Genomic DNA, 16,284 nt, shown 5'->3' on the forward strand with positions numbered 1-16,284 from the left:
AGGCTTGATTGCTTTGTATCAAGCCTTGTCTATTCGTTGATTAATCAGCGCTTCGTTGGCTTACTTAATGCGCACCTTGTGGTCGCTTTCAACCAGTGAGACTAGCTTCTCACGTAAGATTTTCAGGTAACTATCCACATCTTCAACCGTCTCCATGTACGTAGAATCTGAGAACTCCTTGTACACCTCCATTGCATTGATAGCCTGAGTTGGCTTCGCTTTTGGCGTTGTAGCAGCCTTCTCTCGTACTTGCTCTGGAGTTGCGGTAGTAGAACCTGATCCCATAGCGTAAGCACCTTGAGTTGATGAAGTTGACCCCGATGCTTTAGATTCTTTTTCTTTATTTTCTTGGGCTTTTTTCGCAATAGCTTGCTGTTGGCGAATAAAGTTATTAACCGCCGTCTCTGCATCTGTAAACCAATCATCAGCTTCTGATAGCTCGTGCCTTATTAGAGAAACGCTATTCTCGTTTTGTATTCGTTTGATAGCGTTCAGGAATGGCAAAAGTGCTTTGTTACTGATGTCATCAGGAGCCCCAGCATTGCTAATCAGCTCTTGTACTTCTGTAATTCGGTGTTCTAGTTTTTTCACCGTGTGTGAGCGCTGTTTTTCAACAAGCTGATTGTTGATTGATGCGAGCTTTTCAATCAGAGGTTTAATTTTACTTACTTCACGATATGGGCGTGGGTTATGGAATATCGCTGTTAACTTATCTAAGGCTGTTTTTGCCTCTTCAACTTTTTCAAGGAAAGACCTGTTCGCAGAAAAAGTAATGTGAAGCGCACGATCAAGGCTTTGCCACATACTGAACTGAGTTTCGTAGAAGTTTTCCAGTGACTCATACTCTTCTTCAAAATCAAGTAAGTCATTGCCTTTGGCAATAAATGTATCGATAAACTGGAAGCTTGTTTTTAGCTCAGTCAGCTCTGAGAGTAACAGTATTCCATCATCAATTTGCTCAACCCCTGGGTAAGAGCCTGTAGAGGATTTAGACTTAAACTCTTTTAGCTTTTCTAGCCACTTGTCAAGCTTTTCAGTTGCTGCATTGAAGAGTTCTTTTTCCGCTGAAGGTGCAGTACCAAAGCTCAAGTTTTTAAACAGCTTTTTCGCTTTCTTGAGGTTGGCTTCTGATTGTTGCTTAATGCGTCGAATACGAAGGTTTGCACGCTTCTGTGACTTGCTTAAGTGTTCATACAAGCTTTTTAGAGGAATTTCCTGTTGGTTAGCTTGGAAGACGAGTTTATTGGCTAGCCCTAAGCGAGCAAGAATCAGGATAATTTCATCAGTGTTCCACCCATATGGGCGCTTAGCGAATTTTTTGATGAGATCTGCTGCTGTTACTGGGTAACCATGATCATCACTCAGCGCGACGTGCTGCTCAATCTCCATAATTGCCAGAGGGTTAGCCTCTTCTCCACCAAGATCCAAACCGATTTGAGCTGTATCACCTGCAACAAGAGTCTGTTGGATTTCATTGATGATATTACCTGGGAATGGTTTGATAAGTTTCAACTTACCAAATGTGTTTTCGATGATGTAACGGTATGCACCTTCCAGCATTACTGAAATGGAGCTACCTTTAGCGTCAAATGATGAACCTAGAGTATAAAAATCAGATTGCTTGAACAGTTCTTCGAGCTCTAGAACTAAGCGTTTACGGCGATTCATGTTTTCATTTGCCTTGTCACGCCTAATTTGTTCTTGCTCTGAGCCTGATGTACTGCTGCTCTTTCGGATGAACTTTTCTGTCTTGATGTAAGTACGGAGTTCATCGAAAATGCGTTGGTTGTCACTTAACTTTATGAGTATGCAGTCTGCGGAGTAGTTCGCGCACGTTGCATCATTGTAGTCATCGTAGCTGTTATCGATTGGCGACACGACTTTGAGCAGTACATCGCTTTCGAGGTTACGGTCAAAAGGCACGCCATTACAAAAACGAGCGACTGGGAAGTCCTGCTTATTTTCTGGGTAACGGTATGTGTTGTTACGACGAAGAATTTCATTGAAGATGATATTGCTCAGCTCAGTAGTTTCATCTGATGGCTCGATATCAGTCTTCTTGATTGCCTCTTCGATCTCTTTTTCTTCATTGGTCAGGAAAATGTACTCATCGCCCTGACGTGCAATTAAGTTGTTGCGCTCAAGTACCTCAAGACTTGCTTCAATATCTAAGCGAAGAGCTCGTTTATCTTGGTCAATCTCGTTGATACAGAGTGTTACTAGGTTATCGATGGTGGACTTAACTTCATCGACGTAACGGATCATAAACAGTGTTTGAAGAAGTTGGACAGAGAAATCGTTAATTGTAGATTTATCTGATGCGTGGTTGATATCGCGAACAACAGCGTCATCAAGGAACTTCTTGATTGAGTTATAGAAGCTGTAAATTGGAATCAGACGTCCAACTGCATCATTAGCATAAATTTTGGAAGCGATTTGGAAAGCATCAATCAAAGATCGCTCACCACGACTCATGTGTTGACCTGATGCTCCCGCACGGCTGATACCCGTGAATATTTTTTGAACGAGATTGAACTGATATGGGACGAATGGGTAGTTGTTTACAAAGTCGTCAGTGCTTTTGTAGTTTGCCATTTCAGCCGAGTTACTTTGTTCAAAGCTAAGCTGACTTCTAATGATGTCACCTTTTTCTTCATAGAGAGCTGAAAGGTTTGCTTTCGCCACCTCTTTTTTGTCTAGCAGGCGTTTCTCAATAACTTCATTGGTGTTTGAACTGGAGAGAGAAATACGTTCGAAACGGCCTTGGATTTTCGAGAAATCTTGGCTTTTTGAGCCTTGCATGCCACCTACAACAGCATCAATATCAGCTTGAGATGTGACAATAACCCATGCTCGACCACCGCAAATGGTTCCTAGATTTTCGGTAATTGTTTGAAGCTTAAGCATCATTTGGGTGTTTTTACCGATGAACTGACCAATTTCATCGACGAAGAAAAGTAGGCGACGATCTGGATTACCGTCTAAGTACTCTTTCACCCATTTACAGAAGTTCGCAATATCAAGCGGGAAGTTATCTTCAATTTTTTCCACCCATTGACGGGTTGCATCAATAGATTGCCCAGTTACTGTGGAGAGGGCTTCAGCGATATCATCACGATAGAAATCATAGGAGTCACGTTGCAAAAGCCAGCTTTCACCAGAGATGGATTCAAATGCTTCTTTGAAGGCTTCATACTGACCGCGAGAGTCTAAGTCGCGCTCCAAGTGTGCAATGTGAGCATGGTCACCTGAGTAACCCATTTCTTCATTGAAAACTTTCAGGAATACCTTAAGGATCGCATCTTCTTTGTCATCGGTATCTGCACGGCTGTCGATGTTAAACAAGATAACTTTGTTGTCTTTTTGAATGGCTTTTTCGATGTCACCTACAAGAAAGGCGTCGTCTTTAAGCTTCTCCGAGAAAAAATCAAATGCGGAGCGAGTACCACCGCCGTTTGTTGCTTCAACGTTTTTGAGTAGGTACGAAAGGATCTTGATAAAGTGTGATTTACCACTGCCGAAGAAGCCCGAAACCCAAATGCCAGATTTACCAGTAGCAGCCGCTTGCTCTGGATTATGGACCGACGGCATATAGAACTTAAAGAAGTTTTCGATGTGCTCTTTCAGCTCATTAGTAACGACATACTCATCCAATTCGATGAAGACCGTTTCGTTTTCTGTTTGATCTGCTTTTACAACGCCGTTGATCTGGCGGTTGATGTCTTTCTCAAAGATTTGTTCTAAGTTCATTTTTCTAACCAACAAGTTCAAATTATTATTTAGTAAGTTACTAAGGAACCAGCTTAAATGCTCGGTAGTAGTTATTGGATTCGATGCGACCAAACGGCTTTAGTGCGGCCCCGTCATACTCTCCAGGGTAAAACATTACGGTTGGGACATTACCAACTTTTGCGTGTAGTGCGTTTAGCAGACCATGCCCTCTGACAATAGGCCAGACACTGCCCAAGCCATGAAGAATGATTGCATTGCATTCCTCAATATTTGCTCGCTCAACAATAAACTCAGCGAAACGATTTTGTTCTAAAGGGCCTTTTAAGGCTTTGAATAATGCATCGTCGCCTTTTTCAAGCTGCATCTTGTATGCGCGGTCAAGCAAGTTGCGAGACTTGAGTAGCTCAACCACCATCTCGAACAGGTTGATATGAGCAAATCGTTTGGCAGTGATTTGACTACGAGTAGCTAGCTTCTTCTCTAAATAGTCAAGGTGCTCACGTACCGTTATTTCATGTTCAGCAGGATAATCAAAGATATAAAAGCCGATTTCGCCACCAAGCTCTTTATTTGTCAGAAACTCGTCACTCTCAAGTTTCTTTTGAACTTTGTCTAAACGTTGCTGTAGCTGTTGTAGTGTCTGCATTATGGCTCCATTACTCTGAGGATATCGTCTCGTTGCATATCTGATAACAACTCTCTGACATCAGGAGAAACATAAATGTTCATGAGTTTTTTGTTTTTAGTCGAGTCGATATAGCCCGCATCAGCAATTACCTTAAAGGCTACTTGGGCGATCTTGTAAGTGGACGCCTCCGACATATCAGCGAGCGCTGGATATAGTCTGGTGCGCTCCTCCCAAAAATGAGTCCAATCATCAACGTTTAGTGATTCGCGGTACATGCGTTTTGCATCTGTGACAACAATGCGCATGAAATCTGCTAGAAGCGGAGAGTTGATGAGAGTAGCTGCAAACATTAGTTGAGTGGCTTCTTCAGCCCCACTGTATGCGAGTTTTTGCAGGTACTCATCGTTTAAACCATTAAGTCGCTTTCTCACAGTGGATGCATTTCGTTTCGCTGACGCAGCGGATGGTTTCTGTAAAATGTTATCTACAGCAATCGCTTCATTCCACTCATCAGGAGTGGGATTTTTTAGCAATAGATCAGCAATGATTTGGCTTTCGCGGATCATGAGGCTACCGCCAATGAGATCGCCAAGGTAGCGTTTATGATCTGACATGGTTGTTTCCTGTGATGTTCTGAGGAGTGTAGTGCTCGTAACCAGCCGCTAGCTGAAGATTATCTACACCATATAACGTGGGACTGTTTCGGAGCCACAACTGATGTTCGGGGGATTCAAGACTCGCTTGACTTGAACAATCGACGTTTAGCTTTCGTAGTAAGTAGCCAGCTACCGCAGCCCTTACCTCAAGATGTAATACCCCCTCAGACATGTTGTAATCTAGCTCAATGGCCTTTGGATACTTAATGTTTGAAGGGTGGGGAACCAGCTCTAGAGGTACGATACGAAGCCATTGGTTGTCGGCCATTTTGTCCTGGTGGCTTTCTACTTTTGTATCACTAAATTTCGCATTAGTTATTCGTGTAATCACAAAGTCCCGAAACTCATTCGACTTAGTATCAAAAGCTCGGATATGCCAGCGTAAACCGTTATCAACAATGGTATGCGGCATGATTTCTCTAGAGCTCTCACCACTTTCTAATGAGATATAGTCGATTTTAACTGCTCGCTGATTTATAGCAGCTTGAGTCAATGTCGCGATGGTATAGATATCTGGAACAGATAGCTGACTAGGAGCTTCAAAAGGGAATTTAAAATCGGTAAGAGCTTCTAGGCTATCACTTAAGTGGTGGGTCATCTTCATCAATGCTTTTTGAGCATCATAATCAAACAACGGTTTGAATGAATGCGTCTGGAAGTACCGCTTTTCTGCATTGTCATAAACGAGGTTGCTGCCCGCCAACTCCTTGTAGAGGTTGATATCGCGAGTTGCATTAGATAGCCCCATTTTAAAGTGCTCAACGACTTCTGAACGCGAGAAGTGTCCAACAAACATCAATCGAAAATCGATGTAGGCGAGTCTTTGCTTTTGAGCGTAGCTGAGATTGTCCATAGTCTTAATTCTGTTTCCAATTTGGATGGAGTATGAACCATTTTGGGCTGGACATCAATTTAATAATGTTTATACATCTTATAGATGTGATAGATAAAGCGTTTGGATTCAAATAATAATTAAATAAGGTAGAATTGTATTTATATTCAATTAAAGTGCGTAATGCGTCGGTCATAACCTGTCATTTAGGTAGAAGTTAAAAGGTAACTGGGGTAGCACTAAATGATTTCTGTCCAGAAATGTGCCGAAGGGGCATAAAACACGAAAAATGCCCCATTCCTTCTCAGCGCTAAAGTCTAACCACAATCTGCAATTGTAAGTTTGCCTTATCTGTAGTTATCCAAGAGAGTGTCGACGTAAACTTTTTAAAAATTATGCGTCATCTTGCGGTCTAATGTTCAATACATCTCACTAACCTATTGATTACCATTTGAATTGCGTTCACAAAGATTGCATGATAGGAGTATGAAAAACGGCTGAAAGCCGTATAGAAAGCGTTATAAGTTAAAGTGAGATAGTCATGAAAGTTCAACCATATCAGATTTATCAGTCTATGATGCTTGAAGTCAAAGTGAGGATTAGAGCTGTGGATGAATGCCTTTCTAAACATTCAGAAAAAAGCTCTTTACCTCCGCTGGATGCTGAGTTCTGCTTTCTTCAATTAAGAAAAATTGTCGAACAAGTTTGCTTTAGCTCTGTTTTATGCGACAAAAATAAATATAAAGAATTTAGACGAATTGAAGGTGAAGAAAGTGACATCAATGGTGATTTTACAAAGGACTGGAATGCGAGAGTTATCCTACAGAAACTTAACTCTATTAGTCCTCACTTTATGCCAATTCCTTTAGGTCAGAGCCAATTTAGCGATGGCTTACATCAAATTCAGCGCAAAGACATTAAAGCTACCCATGGTGAGTTGATTAAGATTTACAAAAAATGTGGTGACTTTATGCATATACCGAAACCATTTTCTGAAGATTATGACTCACATATTTCAAGGTATAAGCAAAAGTACGCAAGCTCAAAAAATACAATTGAATCGTATATTAGCTATTTAAAAGACCTTTTGTGGAATCACGCAGCAATAGGTTTGGAGTTTAATCCTGGGGAGAATCCGCTTACTCCAGGTAACCCAAAGAATGCATGGCTAGTAGATTTTGGTGACTATAGTAGCGATGACATTTCAATTGCTATAGCTATTGCGGATTAACTTATAACAAGTGTTTAAGGTTTCAAGATACTTTATCTAATCTCAGATAAGCACGTTAGAGTCATTAATCTAACGCGTTTATGTCCAACTTCGATCTAGCTGGTGAAGCCAGCTCATTGAGGTTTTAAGTGCTCGTTAGCCAGCTTTTTAAGCAGGGTGTACTAAGATGTGAGCTTGATGTATCTCGGTGTTCCACTCTTTCATTTCAGCAAGAAATAGGCCGTGAGCATTAATAGAATTGATAAGTTCTGGTGCACGCTCTAGTTGGATAAGCATCGATAACGGGGTGACTTGGTTGTGTTCTTGGTCAAAACCGTGTTCGACTTGTTCCTCTAGCATATAAAGAATCCCAGGTTCCGCTTCACAACCCTCCTCAAACAGTCTTGATTCGATACCCTCTACGTCATAAAGGTGTACGAGTAGGTTATAAAGCTTTTCAGCACCGACGAGTTTTGTATGCTTCGACTGTGAATTAAGTTGATGCAGTTTCATTTCTAGGTTCCCACCTTTTTTTCTTGCTACGCTGAGCATCAGTTTGATGTCTTTTTTAATATTCGATAAGGACTTATCGTTGAGCTTTGGCTTAAGGTACTTTCTCAGAATGTCATTGCGTGATGTTACTGGAACAAAACGGGAAGATGCGGATACCTGGCACAGCAAATGAAGCAGGGCGTGGGTAATGACGTTGTGAAGATTGTGGTGGTAGTCAAAGTCTCGTTTGATTTGCATAGCCAAAGTAGCGTTGTGTTTGGATTTTAAGAATATGGGGACTTGCTGTTTTAAATCAACCATAATACTGAGTTCGTAAATGGTTTCCACTTTTAAGGCTTGAGTAAATTTGAAATGGGCGGATATCTCCGCCCTTTTTTGTTCTTATAATCAGTAGCCCAATTAACTCTCAGTAACAAACACACTGAACCCCAAATCAATCGGCATCTCAACCTTTCTCGCGCTCAACTCAAGCTTGTCTGCACGCTTCTTTCGCGGTGGTGTAGCAAATATTGAAGGGAAGCTATCAGGATGAACTACGATTAAGCCAAATTTAGACCTGACAGGCTTTGGGGTATCGTCATCAAAGCTAATTCGACACGTATATTGTGAGCCGGTGAAGTGCCTTACATGAACGCGACTATCATCAGAACATTCTAAATACTGACGTAGCTCATCAATATCAACACGAATAGTCATGAGTTCCCCAAACTTGTCATAGGTCGTTTCAACCGAATCAAACCCATGAGCTTTAAAAGCAGAATGGACATCTGTATTCCACTCCTCATCCACATTGCCAGAGTACAAAGTAAGTTGCCCTTCATCCGGTAGAATCCTGGCACTATACGCATCGTCTCGACTATGATTTATTTGAGCTACACGCTCATGGAACACAGGAAAACGATTGGGGTATCGTGTCTTTTTGCTATCCGCATTCATGAAAGTCACGGCTTTATCATAGAGTTCTGTTAGAACGTTATGCTTCTCTTTACATTCTTCAAACAGCTCAAGTGATTTAAAAGTAATGACTTTTCTGATAAATCTCGGTGGACGGTAACGAACACCAACCTTCACAATCTGCACTGAATATCCAAAAGAAGCAGGTTGACCTTCAACATCGTACATATCTGAACTTGCCTTGATATCGAGCAGGATTAATGCGCTCTTAGAAAGCCAAGAATAGAACCGTTTTTCATATTCGTAGAACGCACCCCACAATTCATTTCTTTTTCCCCTCATGGTGACAGTGTCACTTTTCTGTTCCTGTTTCTTAGAATCAAGTAGGTCATTCTCAATTTGGTCAGTCATCTGGGATGTGCATTTAATAAGTTAATATCTTATTATTGTAGATGAGCAATTTTACGATGTCATACTTAATGTTTCATTAAAACTTTGAAACGCGTGTGCAAAGGGGTAGCAGGGTGAGCCAACCAAAACGTATTAATCAAAGAATTGATATATCCAACGGCAATTTAGGGCTAACAGCGCAAGGCACTACGAAACGTCGAAAGGAGCCGACGAAACCGCCAAAGAGTGCAGATGAAGCAAGGGCTATCATTGAGGAACTGTATGAACGCAGCCCATTACTAAGTCTTACCGCCTCCATGAGTGCGCTTACTGGACTGCGATACAGTGATGCTTCATGGCTCAAATTTTCAGATTTCTTTGATGAATTTGGTCAGTGGAAAAAACATTTCGATCTGTGCCAGCAAAAAGCTTTCAACATGAGGATTGCTCGTAAAGGGATGGATCGAGCCACTGCTTACAATGCCTCACTTGTGCGCGTGTATATCAATGATGGTATTAAAGAAATCGTTGAAGAATGCCGCTACCTAAGTTGTTCTGACGAACTTCTATTCGCCAATTCAAGAAGCAGCTTAAAGCAACCCGATGGCACTACCATTCCTCGTCCTATGTCAGTGCAAAGTGCTAACTGGCATCACGCAAAAGTAAAGGAGAAGTTTAAGCTCGGCTATGCGTTTGGTACTCACTCGTGGAGAAAATACTTTGCTAAGAAAATGATTGAAAAAGGCGTAACAATAGAGAAAATCAGAGATTTCTTAGGTCAATCTAGCCTTAACAGCACCAACCATTACCTAAGCACGTTCGATGAGCAGCTAGCTCCAATTATCAGTGAAATGAGTCTTTTTGAATAAATCACGTTTAGGAAATTTTAACTGTCCTCATATACTCGACATTAGAGAGAAACAAGGGGGCAGTCCTAAATGAAAACACCAGATAAAAACAATAAATTCAATGATTTGAACAATAAAATTGGTGAAATCTTAAAGTATTCAAACGAACTAAATATCCCGCTATCTATTGCTTTTGAGTTGAATAACAACGTTGAGCTAGTTTCAAATGATCAGTGCTCAGGCAAAGAGCAATTCGAAAATATAAAAACCCTTCATGAATCAAAAGGCGATGTGACTGACTTCTTACTCAGCTTATGCAAGTTACCTGAACAGTCAAAACCGCTTAACAATGTTAAGTCACGCAATACTCAAGCTGACTTTACAATAACTAATTCCCAATTTTTGCCTACCAAGCACTAATCGATCAGGAGCAATATTTAATGGAACAGAAGAAGATCAACCTCGGACTAGGTGGCGTCTGCCTAGCTCTAATTATTTCGAATGTAGCGCTTTACACCTCGTTGCAAGAAGAAAGTGAAGTTATAACAAAGCTGTCCGATGCAATGATTAATGTTGAAACCAATTTGCTTCAGGCACCATCATCGTTCGCAGAGGAAGACGTTAAAAACTTTATTATGGATAACCCTGATGTCGTAGTGAAATCCCTTGCCAAGTATCGCTTTGAGCAAGAGCAAGCAGCCAAAGTCCAAGAAGCCAAGAAAGTTGAATCATCTATGGATGCTTTGTACAACGACAAGAACGATCCATTTATTGGCAACCCGAACGGTAAGCATGTAATGGTTGAGTTTGTTGACTATAACTGTGGATACTGTAAACGCTTGGCACCAACGCTAAAAGAGTTTGTTGCCATTGATCCTGAAGCAAAAGTAATCGTGAAGGAATATCCTATTTTCACCAATCAGCCAACATCTGCATATTCCGCAATGGTGGCAACGGCTGTGTTCTACTATAAGCCTGAAATGTATGGAGACATTCACCATGCAATTATGGGCAGCAAATTGACTCGTGAAGGTATTGACCAAATCTTAGTAAATTACGGTATCGAAAAAGACAAGCTTCAACCATACATGGAAACAGCTAGAAAGCAGATTGAGAAGGTAAGAGGCTTAGGTGCTCAATTAAAAGTGACAGGAACTCCAACTGTGTTTATCGGTGCTGAACGAGTTCATGGCGGGTGGTCTGCACAGCAATTGAAAGCCAAATTTACTAATCAAAAGGGCGAGTAATGGCAAAACTTGGCTCTACAATCGACTAATTGTGACGATGAAACAGCATGGATAAATGACTTCAAAGAGTTAATAATGTCTGAAAAATACTTCAACTTGCTGGTTCCCAAAGCCCAATCAATTAATAAGTTGAACAATTTTTGGAAAAACATAAGCGTACTTTAAAGTGCGCTTTTTTATTTGGAAAATTTTTACTCTATGATATTGTTAACCTAGTTTTAGCCGAGAGTCCTATTTGGACTTTCACTAAATGCTCCAACTTGGAGCAAAACCAAGTCCTCTTTATGAGGCAAAAAAGTGGTTGCCGGTAACGGTACGATGTCGGACGAGAATCGTCATAGATCGCGCAAGCGGCGAAAGCAGCGACACCACAAAATCTGTTTTTAAAACATAACCTAATAGTTCTGCTTAACGTGGAATCCTATCAAACCCCAAGGGTAATCTTTTACCCAAAGTGGGGCATAGATTTACCCTTTTTTATTTAAAATTGGAGTAAATTATGAACTCAACTCAACAAACGCTAACATCTGTACTTGTATGTACATTCATTATTGCAATGTATAAAGTTTCAGATTCAGCAGCTCAATTCGTAGCAATGGCAATTTTTGTTTTAGTTCCTGTAACTATTGCATATGCCGCTATTCGACTTGGCAAACTGCTCCTTAACCGTTCTCCCTCTCAAATCAAACGTAATGTTCGTATGACTAAATACGAAGTAGAACAGCGGATCGCAAATGCTAACCAAGCAAAAGCAATCTCTGGCGCAGAACTAATGAATATCCCTGCTTACGCTCGTAAACAGAAAGGTATCCATTACCCGATGACAACTGCCGTTCTAAATGGTCACGTTGTGGTAGCACAAAGTTAATTTTTGGTTAGCTTTCTTTAAATCAAACCCGATGGGGCTATGTCCCTATGGGTGTAGCTCCGTCTTTGGAGTTACAAATGACACATGCTCAAACAAATAATCAAACTCAACATTCACAAAAGGAAGACGCTAACAAAAAGAAGTTGGTCGGAAAAATTGCTGAGAAGTTTGGTGTTGATCCAAGAGGTTTTTGGGAAACACTGAAATCGACAGCTTTTAAGCAACGTAACGGCGATGCACCAACCAATGAACAAATGATGGCTCTTTTGATTGTGGCAGACCAATATGGTTTGAATCCTTTCACTAAGGAGATCTACGCTTTCCCTGACCAAAACAACGGAATAATTCCGATTCTTGGTGTTGATGGATGGTCGCGGATCATAAACTCTCACCCTCAATTTGATGGGTTAGAATTTAGGTTCTCATCTGAAAAGGTGACAATGCCTAATGCCAAAGAGTGTCCTGAGTGGTGTGAGTGCATCATTTACCGCAAGGACAGAACTCGTCCAACGATAGTGCGGGAATACCTCGATGAAGTATTCCGAAACCTAAGCTACAACAACCCTTGGAAAAGCCATACAAAGCGCATGCTGCGCCATAAGGCAATGATCCAAGCGGCTCGCATAGGATTAGGTTACGTGGGTATTTATGATGAAGACGAAGCAAGTCGAATCATAGAGAGCCAGAACCAAGCAACGACTAAGCAGTCCATCGAGTTCGAAGAACAAACTCAGCCTTTACCAAAACCTCAAGCACAATCAGAACTGATGAATGACTTGAATCAAGCTGACTTTGATAACTTCGAAGATGCTCAATATGTTCCTGTTGATGAAGCAAACACACAGACTCAACAAGCCAATACGACTAGCCATTCTCAAGCTAGTGAAGATGACATTGTAAAAACACAATTTGGTATGTTGGCATCCAAGGATGTCAATATGATTGACCAAATGGTGTCTTTTACTGTTGATACTGGCGCATGGGACACAACAAAAGATAGTTTCAAAGAACGCTATAGCGGCGCAACGTTAGATTATGCCTTGAGCACTCTCAACGAAGCGTTCAACAAAGAGTTCTCTGAATAATTAATCCAACCCAATAAGGGCGTATCCTGCCCTTATGAGCATGATGCACCCTTTTATTTTTCAAATTTAAGGAGGGCCTTATGCCTGTAGTAGATATTGTTCAACGTAGTGAGAAATGGTTTGCGTGGCGGAAAGAAGGTATTACAGCCTCAATGCTTCCGGTAATTATGGGGTTATCTCCATATCAAACACCTTACCAACTTTGGGCAGAATTAGTCGGCTTGAAAGAGCCGGATGACCTGTCTAAAAACTACCATGTGCAAAGGGGAGTAGAACAAGAACCTGAAGCACGTGAAGCCGTTGAAAATGAATATGGAAAGCCTTACATGCCAGTATGTGTTGAAGCTGACCATGAACACTTATTTCGAGCCTCTTTAGATGGCCTATACAAATTAGGATCAGATAAAGAAGTATTGGAAATAAAATGTCCTTGCGAAAAGATCTATAACGAAATTTTGGCAATGAAAGGACAAGCCCCAACGTTTCAAATGTACGCAGCGCAAGTGCAGTGGCAATTGAACTGTTCGGGAGCTAACACTGGTAGATTGTACTTCTACTTACGGGGTAAACGCCCAATCTCAACTCTCATTCGTCGCAATGATTCCTTTATTGAAAAGGCAGAAAAAGCAGCGATTGATTTTTGGAAACATGTTCAGTCGAACCACCCTCCAAAGATGATCGAAGGTCGAGATAAGGTTGTCTATGACACTCCAATTTCTAACCAGGATAACTCTTGGCTAGAAAGAGTAGAACAATACAAACAAAAGTCAGCGCGTCATGCTGAACTCGTTCGTCAAAGCGATGCGGTAAAGGCCGATCTAAAACAGCTTGAATCGTATTTCACCGAACAGATACCAAGTGATGTCCAGACCTTTAAAAAAGATGGTATTCGCGCAACCCGTGTCGATAAGACAGGGAATGTGGACTACCAAAGCTTGCTAGCGGAAATTGAAGATACGATGAATGTGGTTATTCCACCTGAACTCATCGAAAAGCACCGTAACAAAGGCTCTACTTACTTCCGAGTGACCATTCAAAAAGAATCCAGCAACCAAGCTGACGTTCCAATTGAACAATATCAACCGAAAGTTGAAGCAGAACAACCTAAGCAAGAAGCAACACCACTTTCAGTGACTCCGGCAGAACAATTTGTTCCGTCCTCGCTTTTAAGTGGCGTTGAAAACCCTACCGAACTTGAAGAAGCAGCACCTATAACAGCGCCAATTAAGCCGCTGGCACCAGGTAACTTCTTCGAAAAATCAGCTCAAAACCACTACTTCTAAGGAGGGGGTATGTTTAACTTCGGTGAAACATATCTTGCTGTTGATCGGCTAATTGATAGCGTTTTGACAGTAAAGTTCGAGTTCCAACCTGACGGTTACAAACTAGAAAAAACTCTGCAAAAGGTTCGCATTATCGAAAACGAAAAACGCATTGTACATGCCATAAAGGTTTATAACCCGGACATGCCATCGTTTGAACGTGACCAAGATAATTACTTGAATGGAGAGTACAAGGTTGCTAATCCGCAATTCGTTTTCAGCTACACAGAAAGCGAGGTGGAATAATGGCAATCAAAGTACCTTTCAAACCCAAAGTACCTCAAATCACACTAGATTTGCGGGGTGAACAAGGAAATGTTTTTCAACTAATAAGTCTTGCTAGAAAGCTATCAGTTCAGCTTGATTTAGATGGAGAAAAAATTCAAAAACGTATGATTGCTGGTAATTATTACAGTGCAGTCAACATCTTCGACGCTTACTTTGGTGACTTTGTCACTTTGTTAGTATCAGAAGACATCAGAGAACAGCTCTCAGTAGAAAAACTACTGTACTCTTAATCTGACATTATCCAACCCATACGGGCAACACAGCCCGTAGGGGAGCTGTAGTTGCCCTTTTTATTATTTGAAGGAAAACAGCTATGGCTAAACTAATTGAAAAAACTTACCCACTCGAAATTTTTGGTTTTAAAGGTACAGGTATCGGCGTAAAAGGTTTTGAACCATGTAACCATCCTAATGTACCGATGCTCAAAAAAGAGTATGTGTTTCGCCGGGAAACGTTAAGAGATGTCGTAAACTTTATTGATTGTTCTTTTGGTGATGGGTTATTGATTGTCGGTCCAACCGGCTGCGGCAAAACATCATTGGTAGAACAAGTTTGCGCTCGGCTGCATTCCCCTGTTCAAAACTACACTTGTGGTGGCTCAACCGAATTTATGGATTTGGTAGGGCAATGGACACTTCAAAATGGTTCAACCGTCTGGATGGATGGTGTGCTAACCAAAGCTATGCGTGAAGGTCATATTCTCATTCTTAATGAAATTGACCTTGTCGACCCGGCTGAATTAGCAAACCTAAATGGAGTGCTAGAAGGTTCACCATTAGTGTTATCGCAAAAGAACGGCGAAATAGTGTATCCACACGAAAATTTCCGTTTGATTGCTACTTCAAATTCAAATGGCTCAGGTAGCGATGGGATGTATGCTGGTGTCCAGCGTCAGAATCTCGCGTTCCTAGACCGATTCATCGTTATTGACGTTGACTATGCAGATGCAGATGTTGAGAAGGATATCTTGGGAAAAGTTGCTCCAAGTATCCCTAACACCGTTCGTGAACGTATGGTCGCACTAGCGAATAAAGTAAGAACTGTGTTTAAAGGAGAGGAAGATACTAGCGTTGAGCTAAGTGTCACTTTTTCTACTCGAACACTAATTCGTTGGGCTATTCAAATCCAACGTAACATAGGAGCACCTTGCGCTTTAAGCTATGCACTTGATCGTGCATTACTTAATCGTTGCTCTAACGCTGAAGAAAAAGAAGCTATTAATACCTGGGCTATAGCCCTATTTGGTAGCAGCTTTGATCCTGAAGCGTAATTAAATCAATCCCAACGGGGTATATGTCCCGTTGGTACATATGCCTCTTGTTGAAAATTAAAGAGGCATAAATGTTTGATTTTTATATAATATATGACTTGTTTGTCAAGTATTTAAAAGTTGTTGTACACTTCGCAAATAAGCGAAAAAAAGAGGTAGCTGTTCAACTAAAACTGCTTGGCACTGCATCCTATACTGCTGCATTCGTGTATACTATCGAGAAAGGTTTAGACTTCAACGTGTTGAAACTAACTGTAATCGGTCTACTCGTTGTAGCACTAGCAGAAAAGCTTAATCAGTAGTAACATAAACTTAGGTTCACTTAATCAAGGAGAACTATAATGACAGCTATCTACATAATTAGTGGTATTGCTATCGCTATTGGGTTGCTAACAATGTACGCACCCAATATCGAGAAATGGTGCGATAAGCAGCTAGCAAAAAAGCACTAAGAAACAACGATAAGAAGTAGCGTAAGCACTCTTATCTAAATTTCAAAAC

General features: G+C 41.0%; 17 protein-coding genes. 11 read left to right on the plus strand and 6 right to left on the minus strand.

The features are described from left to right. Positions 1–60: 60 nt before the first annotated feature. From brxC to BS333_RS21075, 4 genes are read right to left on the minus strand one after another with little or no spacing between them, the layout of a single operon-like run. Positions 61–3,750, minus strand: coding sequence for a BREX system P-loop protein BrxC (gene brxC / locus BS333_RS21060; protein WP_021709035.1), 3,690 nt, complete (start codon positions 3,748–3,750; stop codon positions 61–63). Positions 3,751–3,790: 40 nt separating this feature from the next. Next, positions 3,791–4,378: a DUF1788 domain-containing protein gene (locus BS333_RS21065; protein WP_021709034.1), complete on the minus strand. Its 588-nt coding sequence runs from the start codon at positions 4,376–4,378 to the stop codon at positions 3,791–3,793. Next, positions 4,378–4,974, minus strand: coding sequence for a DUF1819 family protein (locus BS333_RS21070; protein WP_021709033.1), 597 nt, complete (start codon positions 4,972–4,974; stop codon positions 4,378–4,380). Before BS333_RS21070 ends, BS333_RS21065 begins: the two co-directional genes overlap by 1 nt. After that, entirely contained in the window at positions 4,961–5,869 is a 909-nt protein-coding gene (locus BS333_RS21075; RefSeq protein ID WP_021709032.1) for a helix-turn-helix transcriptional regulator, read from the minus strand. Before BS333_RS21075 ends, BS333_RS21070 begins: the two co-directional genes overlap by 14 nt. A gap of 520 nt (positions 5,870–6,389) precedes the next feature. On the opposite strand from BS333_RS21075, the gene BS333_RS21080 reads away from it, so the two are divergent. Next, positions 6,390–7,079: a hypothetical protein gene (locus BS333_RS21080; RefSeq protein WP_021709031.1), complete on the plus strand. Its 690-nt coding sequence runs from the start codon at positions 6,390–6,392 to the stop codon at positions 7,077–7,079. A gap of 147 nt (positions 7,080–7,226) precedes the next feature. Here the strand turns inward: BS333_RS21080 and BS333_RS21085 are convergent, their stop codons facing one another. Both BS333_RS21085 and BS333_RS21090 read right to left on the minus strand, forming a co-directional pair. Then, a complete protein-coding gene (locus BS333_RS21085; protein ID WP_033003522.1) occupies positions 7,227–7,808 on the minus strand; it encodes a DUF2913 family protein in 582 nt (193 codons plus the stop codon). A 162-nt stretch (positions 7,809–7,970) separates the two neighbouring features. Beyond that, positions 7,971–8,876, minus strand: coding sequence for a hypothetical protein (locus BS333_RS21090; RefSeq protein ID WP_021709029.1), 906 nt, complete (start codon positions 8,874–8,876; stop codon positions 7,971–7,973). Positions 8,877–8,989: 113 nt separating this feature from the next. Here BS333_RS21090 and BS333_RS21095 point away from each other — a divergent pair, with 113 nt between their 5' ends. The 10 genes from BS333_RS21095 to BS333_RS22255 all read left to right on the plus strand — a co-directional run bounded on the left by BS333_RS21095 (position 8,990) and on the right by BS333_RS22255 (position 16,085). Then, positions 8,990–9,724, plus strand: coding sequence for a tyrosine-type recombinase/integrase (locus BS333_RS21095; RefSeq protein ID WP_021709028.1), 735 nt, complete (start codon positions 8,990–8,992; stop codon positions 9,722–9,724). Between the two features lie 69 nt (positions 9,725–9,793). Next, complete coding sequence (locus BS333_RS21100; RefSeq protein WP_021709027.1) at positions 9,794–10,123, plus strand: hypothetical protein; 330 nt, start codon at positions 9,794–9,796, stop codon at positions 10,121–10,123. 20 nt (positions 10,124–10,143) lie between these two features. Then, positions 10,144–10,950: a DsbA family protein gene (locus BS333_RS21105; protein WP_021709026.1), complete on the plus strand. Its 807-nt coding sequence runs from the start codon at positions 10,144–10,146 to the stop codon at positions 10,948–10,950. A gap of 499 nt (positions 10,951–11,449) precedes the next feature. Beyond that, positions 11,450–11,818 carry a hypothetical protein gene (locus tag BS333_RS21110; RefSeq protein WP_021709025.1) on the plus strand — a complete coding sequence of 123 codons (369 nt, stop codon included), beginning with the start codon at positions 11,450–11,452 and terminating at the stop codon, positions 11,816–11,818. A 77-nt stretch (positions 11,819–11,895) separates the two neighbouring features. Next, complete coding sequence (gene bet, locus BS333_RS22685) at positions 11,896–12,903, plus strand: phage recombination protein Bet (protein WP_021709024.1); 1,008 nt, start codon at positions 11,896–11,898, stop codon at positions 12,901–12,903. Between the two features lie 80 nt (positions 12,904–12,983). Next, positions 12,984–14,186, plus strand: coding sequence for a lambda-exonuclease family protein (locus tag BS333_RS21120; RefSeq protein ID WP_021709023.1), 1,203 nt, complete (start codon positions 12,984–12,986; stop codon positions 14,184–14,186). 9 nt (positions 14,187–14,195) lie between these two features. Beyond that, positions 14,196–14,471: a hypothetical protein gene (locus tag BS333_RS21125; RefSeq protein WP_021709022.1), complete on the plus strand. Its 276-nt coding sequence runs from the start codon at positions 14,196–14,198 to the stop codon at positions 14,469–14,471. After that, entirely contained in the window at positions 14,471–14,743 is a 273-nt protein-coding gene (locus BS333_RS21130; protein WP_021709021.1) for a hypothetical protein, read from the plus strand. The genes BS333_RS21125 and BS333_RS21130 overlap by 1 nt, the downstream gene beginning before the upstream one ends. Before the next feature lie 83 nt (positions 14,744–14,826). Next, positions 14,827–15,783, plus strand: coding sequence for an AAA family ATPase (locus BS333_RS21135; RefSeq protein ID WP_021709020.1), 957 nt, complete (start codon positions 14,827–14,829; stop codon positions 15,781–15,783). 71 nt (positions 15,784–15,854) lie between these two features. Then, complete coding sequence (locus BS333_RS22255) at positions 15,855–16,085, plus strand: hypothetical protein (RefSeq protein WP_021709019.1); 231 nt, start codon at positions 15,855–15,857, stop codon at positions 16,083–16,085. The last annotated feature ends 199 nt before the right edge of the window (positions 16,086–16,284 follow it).

This window comes from Vibrio azureus (assembly GCF_002849855.1).
GTDB lineage: Bacteria > Pseudomonadota > Gammaproteobacteria > Enterobacterales > Vibrionaceae > Vibrio > Vibrio azureus.

Bases quoted from the DNA above. Each gene is read 5' to 3' on its own strand.
- BS333_RS21120 (WP_021709023.1), top strand. From the start codon at position 12,984: ATGCCTGTAGTAGATATTGTTCAACGTAGTGAGAAATGGTTTGCGTGG.
- BS333_RS21135 (WP_021709020.1), top strand. From the start codon at position 14,827: ATGGCTAAACTAATTGAAAAAACTTACCCACTCGAAATTTTTGGTTTT.
- bet (WP_021709024.1), top strand. From the start codon at position 11,896: ATGACACATGCTCAAACAAATAATCAAACTCAACATTCACAAAAGGAA.
- BS333_RS21105 (WP_021709026.1), top strand. From the start codon at position 10,144: ATGGAACAGAAGAAGATCAACCTCGGACTAGGTGGCGTCTGCCTAGCT.
- BS333_RS21110 (WP_021709025.1), top strand. From the start codon at position 11,450: ATGAACTCAACTCAACAAACGCTAACATCTGTACTTGTATGTACATTC.
- BS333_RS21075 (WP_021709032.1), bottom strand. From the start codon at position 5,869: ATGGACAATCTCAGCTACGCTCAAAAGCAAAGACTCGCCTACATCGAT.
- BS333_RS21085 (WP_033003522.1), bottom strand. From the start codon at position 7,808: ATGCAAATCAAACGAGACTTTGACTACCACCACAATCTTCACAACGTC.
- brxC (WP_021709035.1), bottom strand. From the start codon at position 3,750: ATGAACTTAGAACAAATCTTTGAGAAAGACATCAACCGCCAGATCAAC.
- BS333_RS21130 (WP_021709021.1), top strand. From the start codon at position 14,471: ATGGCAATCAAAGTACCTTTCAAACCCAAAGTACCTCAAATCACACTA.
- BS333_RS21070 (WP_021709033.1), bottom strand. From the start codon at position 4,974: ATGTCAGATCATAAACGCTACCTTGGCGATCTCATTGGCGGTAGCCTC.
- BS333_RS22255 (WP_021709019.1), top strand. From the start codon at position 15,855: ATGTTTGATTTTTATATAATATATGACTTGTTTGTCAAGTATTTAAAA.
- BS333_RS21065 (WP_021709034.1), bottom strand. From the start codon at position 4,378: ATGCAGACACTACAACAGCTACAGCAACGTTTAGACAAAGTTCAAAAG.
- BS333_RS21090 (WP_021709029.1), bottom strand. From the start codon at position 8,876: ATGACTGACCAAATTGAGAATGACCTACTTGATTCTAAGAAACAGGAA.
- BS333_RS21080 (WP_021709031.1), top strand. From the start codon at position 6,390: ATGAAAGTTCAACCATATCAGATTTATCAGTCTATGATGCTTGAAGTC.
- BS333_RS21100 (WP_021709027.1), top strand. From the start codon at position 9,794: ATGAAAACACCAGATAAAAACAATAAATTCAATGATTTGAACAATAAA.
- BS333_RS21125 (WP_021709022.1), top strand. From the start codon at position 14,196: ATGTTTAACTTCGGTGAAACATATCTTGCTGTTGATCGGCTAATTGAT.